A 16,224-nucleotide genomic window follows, 5' to 3' on the forward strand; every position below is an offset into this window, starting at 1 on the left:
TATGCACTAGTGCAAAGCCGGGCGCCACCGCTCGGCGTTGCACACCGATGCTCGCCATGGAGGGACCGTCATGCAGGGGACGACCGAGGAAGCCCGGGCCGCCGCCTACACCCCGACCGACCGCACCGTGCCCACGCGCTCCGCCGACCGGGCGTCGTACGACAAGGAGCTGGTGCACGCGATACTCGACGAGGGGTACGTCTGCCACCTCGGCTTCGTCCGCGACGGAGCCCCCGTGGTGCTGCCGACGCTGTACGGCCGGGTCGGCGAGCGCCTCTATGTGCACGGATCCACCGGCGCCCGTGCACTGCGGATGACCGGCGAGGCCGACCCGGGCCTGCCGGTGTGTGTGACGGTCACCCACGTGGACGGGCTGGTGCTGGCCCGCTCCGCCTTCCACCACTCGATCAACTACCGCTCCGTGGTGGTGCACGGCACCGCGCGCCAGGTCACCGACCCGCAGGAGAAGCGGGCCGCGCTGGACGCGCTGGTCGACCACGTCGTGCCGGGCCGCGCCGCCGACTCCCGGCCCGCGAACAAGAAGGAGCTGGCCGCCACGGCGGTAATCCGCCTGGACCTGGACGAGGTCTCGGCCAAGGTCCGCACCGGCGGCGCCAACGACGACCCCGAGGACCTCGCGCTGCCGCACTGGGCCGGCGTCCTCCCGCTCCGGGGCGGCTACGCGGCGCCGCTCCCCAACGCCGACCTGGCGCCCGGCATCGAACTGCCGGACTATCTGAAGGCCCTGTAGGACCGAGACCGTCCGAGGCGTGGCGGAGCCTCGCGGCGCCGGACCACTGGCACCCGGGGAGCGGCGCCGGACCGCACGCCCCGCAGCGGCGCGGGTGCGCCCGGCGCCGCTGCGGGGCGGCGCGGTCAGACCGGGAGCGAGTCCCGGTGGCCCGCCCCGCGTGCCTCGCTCACGGCGAGCCCCGCGACCGCGCCGAGCAGCAGCAGGGTGCCGGCCACGGTGGTCGCGGTCAGCGGCTCGCCGAGCAGGGCGACGGCGAGCACGGCCGCGGTCACCGGCTCCAGGAGCATGATCACGGAGACGGTGGCGGACCGTACGACGGCCGCCCCGGCGAAGTACAGGGCGTACGCGAGAGCCGTGGGCACGGCGGCGATGTACAGCACGAGCCACAGCAGCCGCGCCGGGTGGGCCGTGTGCGGGAGCAGTCCTTCGTGCAGCGCGAACGGCAGCAGGCACAGGGCGGTCACCGCGAAGGCCCCGGCGGTGGTGTCGCAGGCGTCGGCGCCGCCGCCCCTCCCCCACCAGCGGGTCAGCAGGGTCATGGCGCCGTAGCCCGCGGCCGAGACGAGCGCCAGCAGCACACCGGCCGGGCGCACGGTGGCCGCCGAGCCGCCGAAGGTCAGCACGGCCAGCCCGGCGAGCGCCCCGGCGACGGCCGACGCCCCGCCGGCCCCGAGCCGTTCCCCGAGCAGCAGCCGGGCACCGAGCGCGATGAGCACGGGGCCCGCGCCGAGGGTGACGACGGTGGCCACGGCCAGTCCGGTCGACTCGACGGCGGCGAAGTAGGCCGTCTGGAACACCGCGAGACCGAGGCCGGTGGCGAGCACCCGGCCGGCCCTGCGGGCCAGGGGCGCACCGCAGGACGGGCGGACGCGGGGGCGCAGCCCCCGGCCGGCCAGCAGCAGGAGCAGGCCGAGCGCGCAGCGCCAGAAGGACAGACCGAAGGCTCCCATGTCACTGGTCCGGTAGACCAGGCAGGCGGCGGCGCCGGCGGTGCCCCAGGCGGCACCGGTGATGATCAGATAGAGCAGGCCACGCCCGACGGGCAGGCCAGAAGCAAGGTTCGACAAGGGATTCTCTCCGCAGAGGCGCACCGAAGGGTGCGGAAGTTCGAGGGCGGCCCGCTGGAGCGGGGCGCGCGGACTTCATCTGCGGGCAGCACCGTCCGGCCCGACGCGACTGCGCCGGGCGGGTGTCCCGGAGGCCCGCCTCAGGCGGCCGGGGGCGGAAGAACGAGCGTGGACGGCATGTCCGGCACTCTAGGCGGACGTACGGTGCCCGGACAACTCCCGTTCCGGGCCACCGACGGCGACCGGCTCGGCGGAGCCCTTGGCGGGGGTCGACGACTGGGCGATGAACGCGCCGACGAGAACGACGGCGCCGCCGGCGATCTGCGGGGCGGACAGATGCTCACCGAGCAGCACCCAGGCCAGCACGGTCGCGATGACCGCCTCCAGGCAGGCGACGACGCCCGCGACCTGCGGGGACAGCCGCCGCACGGACAGCACTCCGGTGACGTAGGCGACGACGGTGGCGATCAGCACGATCCAGCCCAGCAGGACGAGAGCCGGTACGGCGGTGCCGTTCATGTCGGCGGAGCCGGTCAGCACCGACCAGCGCATGCCCCAGGGGCGGGCCACGACGGTCAGGACGAGGGCGCCGACGAGCAGGCCGTAGGCGATGACGCCGAGCGGGTCCGGTGCCTCCTCACCCGCGTCGCCCCCGTGGTCGGCGAGGACGAAGTAGCCGACCTGGCAGCAGGCGGCCCCCAGCGCGAGCAACAGGCCGACGGCGTCGAAGCTCAGTCCGGACCAGACCTCCACCACACAGGCGAGGCCGCCGGCCGCGAGGACCACGCCGAGCGCGGCGGCGCGCGTCACGGGCCGTCGCTGCACGAACCGCACCCAGCCCAGCACCAGCGCGGGCGCAAGGTACTCGATGAGCAGGGCCACCCCCACCGGGATCCGGGAGAGCGCGGCGAAGTAGCACGCCTGCACGCCGGCGACGGCGAGCAGCCCGAACCCGGCGAGCAGCGCGGGACGGCGGCGCACCAGCGCGCGGTGCCGCACCGCGAGGGGCAGCATCACCAGGGCGGCCCCGGCCACCCTCAGCCAGACCACGTGGAGCGGGTCCAGTCCCGCCTCGATCAGCGGCTTGGCGGCCACTCCGGACCCGCCGAAGGCGAGTGCCGAGGCGAGCGCGAGGCCGAGCCCGGCGCCCTTGCCGCGGCTGCCCTGACTGCTCTCTGACATATGCACCGGCACATGATGGCAGGCGGCGACATGAGCGTCATCCCCTTTGACACCTGTCTCAGGGGCTGGACGTGCGGCGCCGTCAGTGGACCGGCTCGCCGTCGCCGGCGCACTCCTCGGCGCCGCCCGCGATGCGGGTGTCCAGGTCGCGGATGCCGGCGCGTTCGAGCACCTCGGCGGCCCGGGATCCCGGGTCCGCGGTGAGTGCGGCGAGGAGGTCGACGCCGGTGGCGCGGGGCTCGCCGCGCAGCCGGGCGCGCTCGCGGGCGTCGGCCAGGGCGGCGGCCGCGGCGGGCGACCAGCCCGCGGTGTCCCTGGGTTCCCGTGCGCCGGGTACGGCCGTTGTGGGCAGGACGGCGAGCGCACCGGAGTCCTCGACACTGCCCTGCCAGCGCAGTCCGTAGCCGATGCTGCGCTGCACGAGATAGCCGAGGAGCCGGGCGAGCTGGGGCGGGCCGCCGACGACGGCGCGGGCCTCGGGATCGTGCTCCAGGAGGGAGTGCAGCAGATGGGCGGTGTCGATCTGCCGGTCCCCGTCCCGGACGGCCCTTCGGCGGGCACCGGCGACCATCGCTGCCAGCTCTGCGCCGAGCGCGGCATCGTCGTCCATGTGCGCCGCCGCCTCGTCTTGGGCGGTCCAGGGGGTAGTACGGGGTTGCACATCCCCTACCTCATCAGCCTCAACGGGCCGAGTCATCGACGACTGGAACCATCTTCGCGTCCCACACAGAGTGGACATCGACGCCCGGCATCTCATCCTTGCGGAGGAGATTCGGCCGATCCGCCCCCAGGGGGCGCGCGTCGGCTTGCCATGCACCCCACCCATCGGTCCTGACAGTTCATCAGTATTGAATGTTCGCGCCCCTGCGGCTACGTTCCGCGACACCGTAGCCCGCTACGCCCGAATCCGAAGGGGTGGTCGCATGGCCGAAGTCAGCGCCGAGGCACGCATCCAGGCACCGGCCGAGAAGGTGTGGGCCCAGCTCACCGACTGGTCGTCGTACGGGGAGTGGAACGCCACCCACACCAGCTTCCCCAAGGGCGGCCCGCAGTCGCCGGCCGTGGGCGGAACGTTCCAGGAGAACATGAAGCTGATGGGCTTCCCGGCCGAGGTCGACTGGACCATCGAGGAGCTGGAGCCGGCGCGGGTGTTCGCGATCCGCGGCAAGGGCCCGATGGCGGTGACGGTGGCCACCCGTTACACGCTCACCCCGGACGGCGACGCCACGTCCGTGCGCATCGACGGCGAGTTCACCGGCGCCGCCGTGTCGCTGATGGCGGGCAAGCTGAAGGACTCGGCGACGGCGGCCCTGAACGAGTCGCTGCGCAAGCTGGCCGACCTGGTCGCCTGAGCCGTCGCGGGCCGGGCACACCAAGAGTCCCCGGCGACTTCGGGGACACGAAGGCGCCCCGTGCGGATCACCGCGCGGGGCACCTCGCCCCACCGCGAGCCTCAGTGCTCGTCGGCGAGGATCAGGTACAGCTTCTTGCGGGCGTCGTTGATGACGGCCAGCGCCTTCTCGCGCTGCTCCTTGCTGCCGGTCTTCCAGACCTGGCCGAAGGCCTCCATCAGACCGAAACCGGCCTGGCGGATCTCACCGAGAGCCTCCCAGTCGACCCCGCGAGAGGCCTCCTCCCACGGCGCGTCCGGCCCCTCTTCGGCGGCGGTGCGCCCGTCGTCGCTGAGGGCGAAGAGCTTCTTGCCGCCCTCGGACTCGCTGGCGATCAGACCCTCGTCCTCCAGCAGCTGGAGGGTGGGGTAGACCGAGCCGGGGCTCGGCTTCCACGCGCCGCCGCTGCGCTCGGCGATCTCCTGGATCATTTCGTAGCCGTGCATGGGGCGGTCCTTGAGCAGGGCCAGGATCGAGGCCCGTACGTCACCGCGCCGAGCCCGCCCCCTCGGGCCACCGCGCCCCCTGGGCCCCCAGGGGCCTGGTCCGAATCCGGGTCCGCCGGGGCCGAACCCCGGACCACCCGGACCGAAGGGGCCGAAGGCGGCCCGTCGCCCGTCGAATCCGCCCATGCCCCGCCGGCCGGGACCCTCGTGCCGATGCCCATGCTCGAAACCGTGGGTACGCATCGCGATCACTCCATTCCATCGCTGATCTGTCACGTCTGCATCGCGTATCGTTCGCGATGGCTCAACGATATATCGGAACCGATCGCATGGCAAGGCCCTTCCGATGCGTTGGTCGCAGCGCCCCCGCCCGGGACTCGCGGGCCTCTCAGACCGCCCGGTCCGCCGCCCGCAAGGGGCAGCCCGTGTCCACGCGCGAGGTCAGGTCCGCGCGCAGTGCGGTGAGTTCGGCCATGCGCGCGTCGATGAGCCGGATCTTGTCCTCGAACAGCGCGGACAGCGCTTCGGCGCTGTCCGGCGCGTCGCGCAGTTCCGCGAAGTGCCGGGCGATCTCGGCCAGGGTGAAGCCGAGCGCCTGCGCGGTGCGGACGTAGCGCAACCAGACCACGGACCCCGGCGGGAAGTCGCGGTAGCCGTTGGGCAGCCGGTCGCCCTCGAGCAGGCCGATCTTCTCGTAGAAGCGCAGGGTGTCCTTCGACAGCCCGGTACGCGCGGCCAGTTCTCCGATGCGCATGACTCCCCCGCCGTTCAGGTCCCCGCCGCTCGGCCGACTTGACCTTGGAGCGTACTCCGCGCTCTAGCGTGGGCGGCGCCCGAGCGAGCCCGCCCACGGAGCCCCGAGGAGCCCCCGATGTCCCCTGTTTCCCCTGCCTATGTGCGTCTCGTCCGCGCGAGCGGCTGGTACGACCTGATCGTCACGGCCGGTTTCGCCTCGCCCTGGACCTATGCGCTGGTGCATCGCCTGCTGTCGGCCGCGGGCGACGCGGTCGGTCTCGGCACCATGCCCGCGCTCACCCCCCTGCAGACCCTGTACGCCAACCTGATGGGCTCGGTCGTACTGGTCTGGTCCGTCCTGCGCGTCGTACGCCCGCTGCCCCTGCACGGCCTGCTCGACGGAACCGCCCGCGTCCTCTTCTCCCTCTGGCAGGCCTACGCGCTGGCCCACGGCGGGCCCGGGGTGCTGTGGCCGTTCCTGGTCCTGGAGGTCTCGTTCGGCATCGCGCAACTGGCCCCGTGGGCCCGAGCGGGGGCCGGCGGGCTGCGGGAAACATGCCAGGGTTCGTGAATTGGCCTTGGGCGCCCGCCCGTCGCCGCCGCTAGCGTCGGTCCCATGCGCATGAGAATCGTGGACGCCTTCACCGACCGCCCCTTCGCCGGCAACCCGGCCGGAGTACTCCTCTTCGACGACGTCTTCCCGGACGACGACTGGCTGCAGAACGTCGCCATGGAGGTCAACCACGCCGAGACGGCGTTCGCGCACCGGCTGCCCGAGGGCGGCGCGGCGGACTGGGCGCTGCGCTGGTTCACGCCCGTCGCCGAGGTGGCCATGTGCGGGCACGCGACCCTCGCGACGGCCCATGTCCTGCACACCACCGGCGCCCACCAGGGACCGGTGCGGTTCGCCACCCGCAGCGGCGTGCTCATCGCCACGCCCGCCACGGACGGCTCGATCACCCTGGACTTCCCGACGGCCCCGCTCACCCCGGTCGAGATCCCGGCCGGGGTGGCCGAGGCGCTCGGCGCACAGCCCCTCGCCGCCTTCGACACCGGCCCGAACGTCGGCGACCTGCTGGTGGAGCTGGCCGACGAGAAGACGATCCTCGGCCTCGCCCCGGACCTGAAGTCCCTCGGCGCCTACTCCTCGCGCGGCATCATCGCCACCGCCGCCGCCGACGACTCCTCGCGCGGCTACGACTTCGTCTCCCGCTGCTTCTTCCCGAACGTCGGAATCGACGAGGACCCGGTCACCGGCAGCGCCCACACCGCGCTCGCCCCGCACTGGTCCGCACGCCTCGGCCGCGACGACCTCACCGGGCTGCAGGCCTCCCGCCGCACCGGGCTGGTCCGCACCGGGCTGCGCGGCGGACGCACCCTGCTCACCGGGCACGCGGTCACGGTCGTCGAGGGCGAACTGCACGCCTGAGCGGGCCCTGCCACCGGCCTCAGGCCGTCGGCAGCCAGCCCACCTTCCCGGCGAGGAGGGCGTAGCCGACGAAGGCACCGATGTCGAGCAGGGAGTGCGCGACGACCAGCGGACCGACCCGCCCCCAGCGGCGGTACAGGTACACGAACACCACGCCCATGACCATGTTGCCGAGGAAGCCGCCGATGCCCTGGTAGAGGTGGTACGAACCGCGCAGGACCGCGCTGGCCACCAGCGCGGTCCCCGGGGTCCAGCCCAACTGGCCCAGCCTGCGCAGCAGATAGCCGACGACGATGACCTCTTCGAGGATCGCGTTCTGCAGGGCGGACAGGATGAGGACCGGGTACTTCCACCACACGTCCGGCAGTGCCTCGGGCACGACCGTGAGGTTGAAGCCGAGGCCGCGGGCGGCCAGGTAGAAGGCGATCCCGGTGCTGCCGATCACCGCCGCGATCCCGGCGCCCCTGGCCAGGTCGGGCCAGGGGCGGGTCCGGTCGAAGCCGATGGTGCGCAGGCTCGTGCCCTCGCGCAGCAGCAGGTGGGCGACCAGGGCGACGGGGACCAGGGCGGAGGCGATGCCGAACAGCTGCCAGGCCAGGTCGAGCCAGGGACGGCCGGGCGCGGCCGAGGCGTTGAGGGTGGCCGCCTGGTCCTTCAGACCGCCCGGCTTGGTGACCGAGCCGATGAAACTGATCAGCGCGGAGACCCCGCTCGCCCCCAGCGAGAGCCCGAGGACGAGCAGTGTCTCGTCCCGCAGGATCCGCCGCGGATCGCGCTCGCGCACCCCGGAATCGGCCACCGAGTCAGCCTCCACCTGCACCCCTGCCTCCATCCGGCTCGTGAGCCCCTGGCCCACCTCTGCCGGGCAAGGATCGCAGAAGGAGATGTGAGGGCGGCGTACGCCCACGGTCTTCCAGGGCCTCCGGCCGCCGCAGCGGCGCCCGGCCCCGTGGCGCGCAGCGGCGGTGCGTACGGCGCCCGGCGCACGCACCGCCCGCCCCTCAGCCGAGAGGCACCGGCTCCGGCAGGCCCACCGGCCAGGTGTGCACCGGCTCGCCGACATGCATCAGCTCGGCGTACCTGCGGGTCGTGGCGGCCAGCGCGGCGTCACGGCTCAGCCCCTGCTCCAGCGCCCGATGGAACGTGGCGGCCTGCCAGGACGCCCCGTTCACCCGGCGTCGGCAGCGCTCCTCGATGACGCCCAGGTACAGATCGCGGTCGGCCGCCTCCACGCCCCACGCGTCCAGCCCGGCCGAGGCCAGCGGCAGCAGTTCGTCGCGGACCAGGGTGACCGCGTCGACCACGCCCGTGCCGCCGTAGCGCCCTCGCCGGGGCCATACGAACCGGGCGTCGATGCCGTACCGGCACGCGGTGTCGAAGTTGGCCTCGGCCGCGGCGAAGGACAGCCGGGTCCACACCGGACGGGACTCCTCGGCGAGGGCGCGGACCAGGCCGTAGTAGAAGGCCGCGTTGGCGATGACATCGGTGATGGTCGGCCCGGCCGGCAGCACCCGGTTCTCCACCCTGAGGTGCGGGACGCCGTCCGCGATGCCGTACACGGGCCGGTTCCAGCGGTAGATCGTGCCGTTGTGCAGCACCAGTTCGGCGAGTCTGGGCGTGCCGCCCGCCTCGATGACGTCCAGCGGCTCCTCGTCGTCGCAGATCGGCAGCAGGGCCGGGAAGAAGCGCAGGTTCTCCTCGAACAGCTCGTACGCCGAAGTGATCCACCGCTCGCCGAACCAGGTGCGCGGCCGCACGCCCTGAGCCTGGAGTTCGGGCGGGCGGGTGTCGGTGGACTGCAGGAACAACGGGGGCCGGGACTCGCGCCACAGTTCGCGGCCGAACAGGAACGGCGAGTTGGCGCCGACGGCGATCTGCGCGGCGGTCGCGACCTGCGCCGCGTTCCACACGTCCGCGAACCGGGCCGGGGTGACCTGCAGATGCAGTTGTACGGAGGTGCAGGCGGCCTCCGGGACGATCGACTTGGACGTGCAGACGAGGTGCTCGACGCCCTCGATGTCGAGCCGGAAGTCCTCCCCTCGCGCGGCCACGATCTGGTCGTTGAGCAGGGTGTAGCGGTCAGCCTCGGAGAGGTTGGCGGAGACCAGGTCGTCGCGGTCGAGCGTGGGCAGGATGCCGATCATCACGATGCCCGCGGCAACTTCGCCGGCCTTGCGGTCGGCGTAGGCGAGCGAAGTGCGCAGTTCCTCGGCGAGCCGGTCGAATACCCGGCCGCCCAATCTGTGTGGAGCTATGTTTACTTCCAGATTGAACATGGCGAGTTCTGTTTGGAAATCGCGGCTCGCGATGCGCTCCAGTACCTGCCCGTTCAACATTTTCGGCATACCGTCGGGCCCCGCGAGATTCAATTCGATCTCGACTCCCATGAGGTTCTTGGGACGGTCGAATCGCTTCTCGCGCAACAGCCGCTCCAGTCCCGTGAGGCACTTCTGGAGCTTTTCGCGGTAGCGCTGGCGATCGGACAGGTCGAACTGCCCTGCCACGACCTTCTCCCCCATCGAAGTGTCCCTCCTCGGATGGGCGGACCGACGATCCGGCCGCCGGGGTCCCGGTCAGTGGGAGGATGATGCCCAACGGAAGCGATCGATAACGTCCCGCGTCAGCCAGGCGCCCGCTACCCTGTCGGAATGTTCCCCGCGGCACATTCACGAGGCATGCAACAGACCGGAACTCCGCGCTCCCTGAACGGCTCGTGAAAAACGCCGACGACATTCAGCCTACCGCCACCGACGCGTAGTGCGAGGTCAGCCGCGGGAGGCCGGTCCGGGAATCGGGAGGAGTCCCGCAAATCGGCGGCGTATTATCGCCTTGCGCCGCGCCTGGAAATGGGATAGACGAAACAACGGCCGAACAGACGTCGTATAAACTTCGCCCACAAGGCAGAAGGCTGACGCCCTCGGTCCTGGTTCCTGCCGTGTTCAGGCCGTCCTGGTGACGGGCGGCAGGCCGAGCCGCAGCCGTGTTCACCGACCCGGGCCCACACCCTTCCGGCCTTGCGTGAGCAGACAGCGCCGTCCGCCCCACCCCTCCTCGCGCCGCCGCGCCTGTCGAATGAGAGAGGCGACCCACATGCCGCTGCACGTGCCCCCTGCCCCCGCGCCCGCCCTGCGCTCCGTCCTCACCGCCCTCGGTTCGCCCACCGCGGTGCGTGAGGCCCGCACCCCCTCCCTGCGTGCCGCGCAGGGCCCGACGACACCTGAACTCCCGCTGCCCGTGCATGTGCTGGACCGGATCACCGCGCAGGGCCTGTCCGCGACGCGGCTGGCCGGCTGGCGCTTCCTGATACGGTCCGGCGGGCGGGCGGTGGCCGCGGCCGAGACCATGCTCACGCCCGACGGCTGGGCCTTCTCGCACTTCTTCGAAGGCCCGTACGTCACCTCGACCGAGCGCGCCCTGCTCCAGGCCGAGGCGCTGCAACAGCCCTACCAGGCGCGCCTGCTGTCGGTGCCCGGCCTGTACATGCTGACCCTGTGGCTGCACGGCGACACCACCGCCGACGGAGCCGAGGGGCATCCGGCCGGCACCGATCTGCTCGTCCCGCTCGCGCCGGCCCCGCCGGGCATACCGGCGCACCGCCCGTTCCCGGTCACGGAGTTGCTCCCGGTGCTGACCCACCGCGCGACCCCCGTGCCGCTGCTGGTGCCGCCGGTGCTGGGCTCACCCGCCTGACCGTCCGCCCGCACTGCGCCGCTCACGTGCCCCGCTTACCCCTACGGGAGGCGGGGTACGACCATGTCAGGGGGCTGGCCTGCACGGACTAGCCCGATCCGGCCACTGCGAACCACCCAAAGGGACAGTGCACTTGCACTGAACCGTCCGCGCGGGTGACGCGTCATCAACCTGTGAGAAGCGGTGCTGCGAAATCCCTGCGGAATGACGTCCAGCGGGCAACACTGGGTTCCGACCGACTTAACACCACGGGGGACGGCCATGACCACGACAGAGCGAAAGATCCCACCCATGTGCCAGCACCAGCCGCCGTGTCCACCAGCCGAGTCCGCCGACCGGGAGTCCGCCCGTCTCGTGGCGCACCACCCGGAGCAGGGATGGAGTCTGCTGTGCAACGGCGTCCTGCTCTTCGAGGACACCGGCGAGCTGCTGCCCGACGGCCGGATCATCGGCCCGCACCGCCCGCTCGGCGCCGACCAGGTGATGACCGCGGCCTGAGCCGAGCACGAGCGACCTCCAGGGGCCGGCCGCACACATCGGTGCGCACCGGCCCCGACGTATGTCCCGGGGCGGTCACGGTCGGTGGCCGGGCGTCGACGCAGCGCCTCGCAGCCGAGGTGGGTGGGACATTCGCCCGCCTCCCCGAACGTCGCGCACCGGCCAGAGCCGAATCCCGGATGTCCGCCCGGCTGGTCGAATCGCCGGTGCGGGAGTGGGATGGAAAGGAGCAAGGGCCTCGCGGAGCGGGCACGTCCCCGCGCGAGACACCCGGCGTCGCCCGCGAGGAACGGTGGAGTGATGTCCGGTTACGACCCCTCGGCGACCGCTCGGGTGGTGGTCGGTGTGAGTGGTTCCCTCGGCAGCGTCACGGCGCTGCGGCGGGCCACCGCGCTGGCCCGCCGACTGGGAGCGGAGCTGTGGCCGGTGCTGGCCTGGGAGCCGCCGGGCGGCGACCCCGCCGCGCGCCGCGGCCCCGCCGCCGGTCTGCCGGTCGAGGACTGGCAGCGGCTCGCCGGGCAACGGCTCGCCGCGGTGCTCGACGAGATCTTCGGCGGGGAGGCTCCCGGCGTGGCGATGCGCCCGGGCGTCGTCCGCGGTGCCCCCGGCCCGGCCCTGGTGGCGACCGCGGACCGGGAGAGCGACGTACTGGTGGTGGGCGCGGGCCGGCGCGGTCTGCAGCGCGCCTTCTCGGGCCGGGTCTCCCGGCACTGCCTGGCACACGCGGTCTGCCCCGTGCTCGCGGTGCCCCCGTCACCGCTGGAGTCGGAGCTGCTGTCCGTGCACCGGCGCTGCACCTGGCATCTGCGGATCGACATGCGGGGCTTGTGACGGCCACCCCGAACGGAGGGAGCATGCCGAAGGAGTCCCGCGGACGACGCGGCGCCCGGGGCACGCTGCGGCACCGAACGCGCCGGGGAGACTGGGCGGGGTGCCGGAGGGCGCTGGGGACGCGTCAAAACGGGCCCGTCCGCCGTCAGAAGGACGTCAAGGAACGCGTCGGCCGCGCTCCGGCGGCACCGGCGCTGTCTACCGTCTCAGCCATGAGGCGCCGCGACGACACCCACACCCGGCCCAGGGGCTCACGCCCGGCCGGCGCCGTCGGCGCGGCGCACGACCGCGGCTGGGACGGTGACGTGCGCGCCGCGCTCGGCTGTGCCGGTGTGCTGCTCGGGCTGCTGCTGGTCGCCGACTGGGCGGCCGACTCCCTCACCTGGTGGCGCGGCGCCCTGTGGGCCACCCTCGCGCTGCTGCTGTTGTTCGTCCTCTTCCCGGTCCGGGTGTCGGCCGGCGTGGGCTGGCTGGCCGTGCGGCGCCTGCTGGTCACCCGCCTGGTCCGTACCGATCTGCTGACCGCGGTGCGCCCGCTGGACGGCGTCGCCCAGCGCCTGATCCTCCGTGACACCCTGGGCAATCGCGTCGAGATCGACCCCGACGTCCTGATCCGCAATCCGAACCTCTGGTACCTGCTCGACGAGGGCGCCCGGGTCTCCGAGGCGGCCGGCACCCTGCTGTGCGGCAGGACCGCGCTGCGCCGCCTCGCCACTCGCCTCGACCGCGAGACGGCCCTGGGCGTCTTCCGGGTCTCGGACATGAAGTGAGGTGATGCGTCCGACGTCTTGAGACCATGACACTCGGTGGCCGTCCATGGGTCGACGGGGTTGCGATTGACCCGAACGGCCGTGTTCCCGGCAAACCTCTCCGGCCTCCCGTTCTTGATGCGGCTCCGGCCCTTCCGGGCCATTCTTAACGCAAGCTTGACGCCTGCCCTGCCCGGATCCATGGGCCCTGGCGTCACTCTCCGCTTACGCTGGTGCGGCCGTCCGCGTGATGGCCGGAAAGAGCTGAGCCGCACACAGGAGCACGCCGATGGCCACGACCGAACACCCCCCGCCCAGTCGCTTGCGCAACTGGATGCTGGAGGGGCTGTCCGACATGGGCAAGCACGGCGGCCAGGGCGGGGCGGAGGCCGAACCGGAGCCCGTGCACAAGGGCCAGCGCTGGTGGCGCGTGATGTGCCTGACGGGCGTCGACTACTTCTCCACCCTCGGCTACCAGCCGGGCATCGCGGCGCTCGCGGCCGGACTGCTGGGTCCCATCGCGACCATCGTCCTCGTCATAGTCACCCTGGCCGGAGCACTTCCGGTGTACCGCCGGGTCGCCGAGGAGAGCCCGCACGGCGAGGGCTCGATCGCCATGCTGGAGCGGCTGCTGTCCTTCTGGCAGGGCAAGCTCTTCGTGCTCACGCTGCTCGGCTTCGCCGCCACCGACTTCCTGATCACGATCACCCTCTCGGCCGCCGACGCCTCCACCCACCTCGTGGAGAACCCGCATCTGAGCGACTTCCTGCACGGCAAGCAGGTCATCATCACCCTGATCCTGGTGGCGCTGCTCGGCGCGGTGTTCCTCAAGGGCTTCCTCGAGGCGATCGGCGTCGCCACCGCGCTCGTCGGCATCTACCTCGGGCTGAACGTCGTCGTCGTGACCGTCGGCCTCTACCACGTGATCACCGCGGGACATGTGATCACCGACTGGTCCAGCGCGCTGACCGCGCAGCACGGCAACATCTTCGTCATGATCGGCCTGGCGCTGATCGTCTTCCCCAAACTCGCGCTCGGCCTCTCCGGCTTCGAGACCGGTGTCGCCGTCATGCCGCACGTCGAGGGCGACCCGGACGACACCGAGGAGAAGCCGACCGGCCGCATCCGGGACACCAAGAAGCTGCTGACCACGGCCGCGCTGATCATGAGCGCGTTCCTCATCACCTCCAGCTTCATCACCACGCTGCTCATCCCGGAGAAGGCGTTCAAGGCCGGCGGCGAGGCCAACGGACGTGCGCTCGCGTATCTGGCGCACGAGTACCTCGGCAACGGCTTCGGCACGGTCTACGACGTCTCGACCATCGCCATCCTGTGGTTCGCCGGCGCCTCCGCCATGGCCGGACTGCTCAACCTCATGCCGCGCTATCTCCCCCGCTACGGCATGGCCCCGCACTGGGCCCGCGCGGTGCGTCCGATGGTCATCGTCTTCACGCTCATCGCCTTCCTGGTCACCTGGCTCTTCGACGCCAACGTCGACGCGCAGGGCGGCGCCTACGCCACCGGTGTGCTGGTGCTGATCAGCTCCGCGGCGATCGCGGTGACCATCGCCGCGCGCAAGGCCGGGCAGCGCAAGTGGACCATCGGGTTCGGCGTGATCTCTGTGGTGTTCCTGTACACGACCGTCGTGAACGTCATCGAGCGTCCGGACGGTGTGAAGATCGGTGCCTGCTTCATCGTCGGCATCATCCTGGTCTCGCTGCTGTCCCGGCTGGCCCGTGCCTTCGAGCTGCGGGTGACCAGCGTGACGCTCGACCCGCTGGCGGAACGATTCGTCCGCGACATGGCCAGCCGCAAGATGCGGTTCATCGCCAACGAGCCCGGCCACCGGGACAAGGCCGAGTACCGCGACAAGATCGAGCAGATCCGGGCCGACAACGACATGCCCGAGCAGGAGGACTTCGTCTTCGTCGAGGTCACGGTCACCGACCCCTCCGAGTTCGAGGCGGGGCTGACCGTGCGCGGCGAGGTCCTGCACGGCCGCTACCGCGTACTGACCCTGGAGTCCGCGTCCATCCCCAACGCCCTGGCGGCACTGCTGCTCCACGTGCGCGACATGACGGGCTGCACCCCGCACATCTACTTCGAGTGGACCGAGGGCAATCCGTTCGCCAACTTCCTGCGCTTCTTCCTCTTCGGGCAGGGCGAGGTCGCCCCGGTCACCCGTGAAGTGCTGCGCGAGGCGGAATCGGACAGGGCCCGCCGGCCGCGGGTGCACACCGGCTGAGACCGGACGGGAGCACCCCGACCGGACCGGGCGGGCCGTCGACCGAGGCCCGCCCGCCGACGCCGTCGAGCGCCCGGCCTATCCGCCGAACCACCGCCTGGGCGGCCGTACTTCCAGGCGCCCCATGGTGAGCCGTCCGTGTATCTCCACACGGAGCACGACCGGTGCCCCCGGATCGCGGGTCGGCCGCACCTTGATCCTGCCGTAGCCCATCACCAGCGCGTCGGCGTCCACGACCACGCCGGGCGGGGTGATCAGCCGCAGGTCGCCACCGCACATGTCCAGGTCGATGCGGAGGGTGTCGTGCGTGATCACCGCGCCGGAGAAGTCGAGGGTCACCTGTCCCCACTGCGAGGCGATCTCCATCCGGCGCGGCACCACCCAGCCGTCCGCCCGCACGGCCCGGGCGCACTGCTGCTCGATCCGGACGACCTCCTTCTGGGGCGCCGCAGTGGCCTCCTCCGGCAGATCGACGGTGAGCGCCGCCAACTCTCCGAGCGTGCGCGCGGACAGCGCCGCCGCCACGCGCTCGTCCAACTCCTCGGCCGTGATCCGGCCGTCTGCGGCGGCGCCCGTCAGCACGTCCACCACCCGGTCCCGATCCGCGTGCGAGGCACGCAGCCCCGAGGACGACTCCGTGGGCAGCAGCTCGACCGCCATACCCTCACCCCTGTCCAGAACGTCCCCGCAGGGAACCACCGTCGCGAACTAACGCCATATCGCGTTATACCCAACGGCCAACCCGGTGTCCACGGTTCCCTGCGCGTGGCCCTATCGTGACCGGCATGCAGTCCTACACGATCGGCCAGGCGGCGCGGCTGCTCGGCGTGAGCCCCGACACCGCCCGACGCTGGGCCGACGCGGGCCGGATGGCCACCCATCGCGACGACTCCGGGCGGCGGCTCATCGACGGCCGGGACCTCGCCGCGTTCTCGGTCGAACTGGCCAAGGCGGGCGGCGGCGAGGAGGACGCCACCTACACCTCCGTGCGCAACGCGTTCCCCGGCATCGTCACGGCCATCAAGCTCGGTGACGTCGCCGCCCAGGTGGAGATCCAGGCGGGCCCGCACCGGCTGGTGTCACTGCTGACCCGGGAAGCCGTGGAGGAACTGGGCCTGGAGGTCGGCATGGAGGCCACCGCGCGCGTGAAGTCCACCAACGTGCACATCGACCGCGTCTGACCTCTCGCACCGCCGCCCCCGTCGTC

Annotated in this window: 18 protein-coding genes; 10 read left to right on the forward strand and 8 right to left on the reverse strand. The window is 72.1% G+C overall.

Features of this window, described 5'->3' with window-relative positions; translation table 11 throughout:
- Positions 1-70: 70 nt before the first annotated feature.
- Positions 71-751 carry a pyridoxamine 5'-phosphate oxidase family protein gene (locus AQI95_RS40110; protein ID WP_067135807.1) on the forward strand — a complete coding sequence of 227 codons (681 nt, stop codon included), beginning with the start codon at positions 71-73 and terminating at the stop codon, positions 749-751.
- Positions 752-876: 125 nt separating this feature from the next.
- Here AQI95_RS40110 and AQI95_RS40115 read toward each other — a convergent pair whose 3' ends face one another.
- From AQI95_RS40115 to AQI95_RS40125, 3 genes are all read right to left on the reverse strand, one after another.
- Positions 877-1,821, reverse strand: a complete 945-nt coding sequence (locus AQI95_RS40115; RefSeq protein ID WP_067135809.1) for a DMT family transporter — start codon at positions 1,819-1,821, stop codon at positions 877-879.
- Positions 1,822-2,010: 189 nt separating this feature from the next.
- Positions 2,011-3,015, reverse strand: a complete 1,005-nt coding sequence (locus AQI95_RS40120) for an EamA family transporter (RefSeq protein ID WP_067135811.1) — start codon at positions 3,013-3,015, stop codon at positions 2,011-2,013.
- Positions 3,016-3,085: 70 nt separating this feature from the next.
- Entirely contained in the window at positions 3,086-3,664 is a 579-nt protein-coding gene (locus AQI95_RS40125) for a Clp protease N-terminal domain-containing protein (RefSeq protein WP_425264962.1), read from the reverse strand.
- 262 nt (positions 3,665-3,926) lie between these two features.
- Between AQI95_RS40125 and AQI95_RS40130 the strand changes: the two genes are divergently transcribed.
- The gene (locus AQI95_RS40130) at positions 3,927-4,355 is read left to right on the forward strand and encodes a type II toxin-antitoxin system Rv0910 family toxin (RefSeq protein ID WP_067135813.1); all 429 of its coding nucleotides are present in this window, start codon (positions 3,927-3,929) and stop codon (positions 4,353-4,355) included.
- A 101-nt stretch (positions 4,356-4,456) separates the two neighbouring features.
- Here the strand turns inward: AQI95_RS40130 and AQI95_RS45735 are convergent, their stop codons facing one another.
- Both AQI95_RS45735 and AQI95_RS40140 read right to left on the reverse strand, forming a co-directional pair.
- A complete protein-coding gene (locus AQI95_RS45735; protein ID WP_079071863.1) occupies positions 4,457-5,083 on the reverse strand; it encodes a PadR family transcriptional regulator in 627 nt (208 codons plus the stop codon).
- Positions 5,084-5,228: 145 nt separating this feature from the next.
- Positions 5,229-5,594: a MerR family transcriptional regulator gene (locus AQI95_RS40140; protein ID WP_067135817.1), complete on the reverse strand. Its 366-nt coding sequence runs from the start codon at positions 5,592-5,594 to the stop codon at positions 5,229-5,231.
- A 117-nt stretch (positions 5,595-5,711) separates the two neighbouring features.
- Between AQI95_RS40140 and AQI95_RS40145 the strand changes: the two genes are divergently transcribed.
- Both AQI95_RS40145 and AQI95_RS40150 read left to right on the forward strand, forming a co-directional pair.
- A complete protein-coding gene (locus AQI95_RS40145) occupies positions 5,712-6,146 on the forward strand; it encodes a hypothetical protein (RefSeq protein ID WP_067135818.1) in 435 nt (144 codons plus the stop codon).
- 45 nt (positions 6,147-6,191) lie between these two features.
- Positions 6,192-7,004, forward strand: coding sequence for a PhzF family phenazine biosynthesis protein (locus AQI95_RS40150; RefSeq protein WP_067135819.1), 813 nt, complete (start codon positions 6,192-6,194; stop codon positions 7,002-7,004).
- Positions 7,005-7,023: 19 nt separating this feature from the next.
- Here the strand turns inward: AQI95_RS40150 and AQI95_RS40155 are convergent, their stop codons facing one another.
- On the reverse strand, positions 7,024-7,824 hold the full coding sequence (locus AQI95_RS40155) for a CPBP family intramembrane glutamic endopeptidase (RefSeq protein WP_067135821.1): 801 nt from the start codon (positions 7,822-7,824) through the stop codon (positions 7,024-7,026).
- Between the two features lie 181 nt (positions 7,825-8,005).
- Positions 8,006-9,523: a glutamate-cysteine ligase family protein gene (locus AQI95_RS40160; protein ID WP_067135823.1), complete on the reverse strand. Its 1,518-nt coding sequence runs from the start codon at positions 9,521-9,523 to the stop codon at positions 8,006-8,008.
- A 571-nt stretch (positions 9,524-10,094) separates the two neighbouring features.
- On the opposite strand from AQI95_RS40160, the gene AQI95_RS40165 reads away from it, so the two are divergent.
- From AQI95_RS40165 to AQI95_RS40185, 5 genes are all read left to right on the forward strand, one after another.
- Positions 10,095-10,694 (forward strand): hypothetical protein, encoded by a 600-nt coding sequence (locus AQI95_RS40165; RefSeq protein WP_067135825.1) that lies wholly within the window; start codon positions 10,095-10,097, stop codon positions 10,692-10,694.
- A gap of 291 nt (positions 10,695-10,985) precedes the next feature.
- The gene (locus AQI95_RS40170; protein ID WP_067135827.1) at positions 10,986-11,192 is read left to right on the forward strand and encodes a DUF5999 family protein; all 207 of its coding nucleotides are present in this window, start codon (positions 10,986-10,988) and stop codon (positions 11,190-11,192) included.
- 300 nt (positions 11,193-11,492) lie between these two features.
- A complete protein-coding gene (locus AQI95_RS40175; RefSeq protein ID WP_067135829.1) occupies positions 11,493-12,023 on the forward strand; it encodes a universal stress protein in 531 nt (176 codons plus the stop codon).
- 212 nt (positions 12,024-12,235) lie between these two features.
- A complete protein-coding gene (locus AQI95_RS40180) occupies positions 12,236-12,793 on the forward strand; it encodes a hypothetical protein (RefSeq protein ID WP_067135832.1) in 558 nt (185 codons plus the stop codon).
- A 268-nt stretch (positions 12,794-13,061) separates the two neighbouring features.
- On the forward strand, positions 13,062-15,017 hold the full coding sequence (locus tag AQI95_RS40185; protein WP_067135834.1) for an APC family permease: 1,956 nt from the start codon (positions 13,062-13,064) through the stop codon (positions 15,015-15,017).
- Positions 15,018-15,095: 78 nt separating this feature from the next.
- On the opposite strand, the gene AQI95_RS40190 is transcribed toward AQI95_RS40185, so the two are convergent.
- Positions 15,096-15,677: a DUF1707 SHOCT-like domain-containing protein gene (locus tag AQI95_RS40190; protein ID WP_067135836.1), complete on the reverse strand. Its 582-nt coding sequence runs from the start codon at positions 15,675-15,677 to the stop codon at positions 15,096-15,098.
- A 125-nt stretch (positions 15,678-15,802) separates the two neighbouring features.
- Here AQI95_RS40190 and AQI95_RS40195 point away from each other — a divergent pair, with 125 nt between their 5' ends.
- Entirely contained in the window at positions 15,803-16,198 is a 396-nt protein-coding gene (locus tag AQI95_RS40195) for a TOBE domain-containing protein (RefSeq protein ID WP_067135838.1), read from the forward strand.
- Positions 16,199-16,224: the final 26 nt, after the last annotated feature.

This window comes from Streptomyces yokosukanensis (assembly GCF_001514035.1).
GTDB lineage: Bacteria > Actinomycetota > Actinomycetes > Streptomycetales > Streptomycetaceae > Streptomyces > Streptomyces yokosukanensis.

What these genes read in the sequence shown, in the direction of transcription:
- AQI95_RS40110 (WP_067135807.1), top strand. Translation starts at nt 71, where the DNA reads ATGCAGGGGACGACCGAGGAAGCCCGGGCCGCCGCCTACACCCCGACC.
- AQI95_RS40130 (WP_067135813.1), top strand. Translation starts at nt 3,927, where the DNA reads ATGGCCGAAGTCAGCGCCGAGGCACGCATCCAGGCACCGGCCGAGAAG.
- AQI95_RS45735 (WP_079071863.1), bottom strand. Translation starts at nt 5,083, where the DNA reads ATGCGTACCCACGGTTTCGAGCATGGGCATCGGCACGAGGGTCCCGGC.
- AQI95_RS40140 (WP_067135817.1), bottom strand. Translation starts at nt 5,594, where the DNA reads ATGCGCATCGGAGAACTGGCCGCGCGTACCGGGCTGTCGAAGGACACC.
- AQI95_RS40145 (WP_067135818.1), top strand. Translation starts at nt 5,712, where the DNA reads ATGTCCCCTGTTTCCCCTGCCTATGTGCGTCTCGTCCGCGCGAGCGGC.
- AQI95_RS40150 (WP_067135819.1), top strand. Translation starts at nt 6,192, where the DNA reads ATGCGCATGAGAATCGTGGACGCCTTCACCGACCGCCCCTTCGCCGGC.
- AQI95_RS40160 (WP_067135823.1), bottom strand. Translation starts at nt 9,523, where the DNA reads ATGGGGGAGAAGGTCGTGGCAGGGCAGTTCGACCTGTCCGATCGCCAG.
- AQI95_RS40165 (WP_067135825.1), top strand. Translation starts at nt 10,095, where the DNA reads ATGCCGCTGCACGTGCCCCCTGCCCCCGCGCCCGCCCTGCGCTCCGTC.
- AQI95_RS40170 (WP_067135827.1), top strand. Translation starts at nt 10,986, where the DNA reads ATGTGCCAGCACCAGCCGCCGTGTCCACCAGCCGAGTCCGCCGACCGG.
- AQI95_RS40175 (WP_067135829.1), top strand. Translation starts at nt 11,493, where the DNA reads ATGTCCGGTTACGACCCCTCGGCGACCGCTCGGGTGGTGGTCGGTGTG.
- AQI95_RS40180 (WP_067135832.1), top strand. Translation starts at nt 12,236, where the DNA reads ATGAGGCGCCGCGACGACACCCACACCCGGCCCAGGGGCTCACGCCCG.
- AQI95_RS40185 (WP_067135834.1), top strand. Translation starts at nt 13,062, where the DNA reads ATGGCCACGACCGAACACCCCCCGCCCAGTCGCTTGCGCAACTGGATG.
- AQI95_RS40190 (WP_067135836.1), bottom strand. Translation starts at nt 15,677, where the DNA reads ATGGCGGTCGAGCTGCTGCCCACGGAGTCGTCCTCGGGGCTGCGTGCC.
- AQI95_RS40195 (WP_067135838.1), top strand. Translation starts at nt 15,803, where the DNA reads ATGCAGTCCTACACGATCGGCCAGGCGGCGCGGCTGCTCGGCGTGAGC.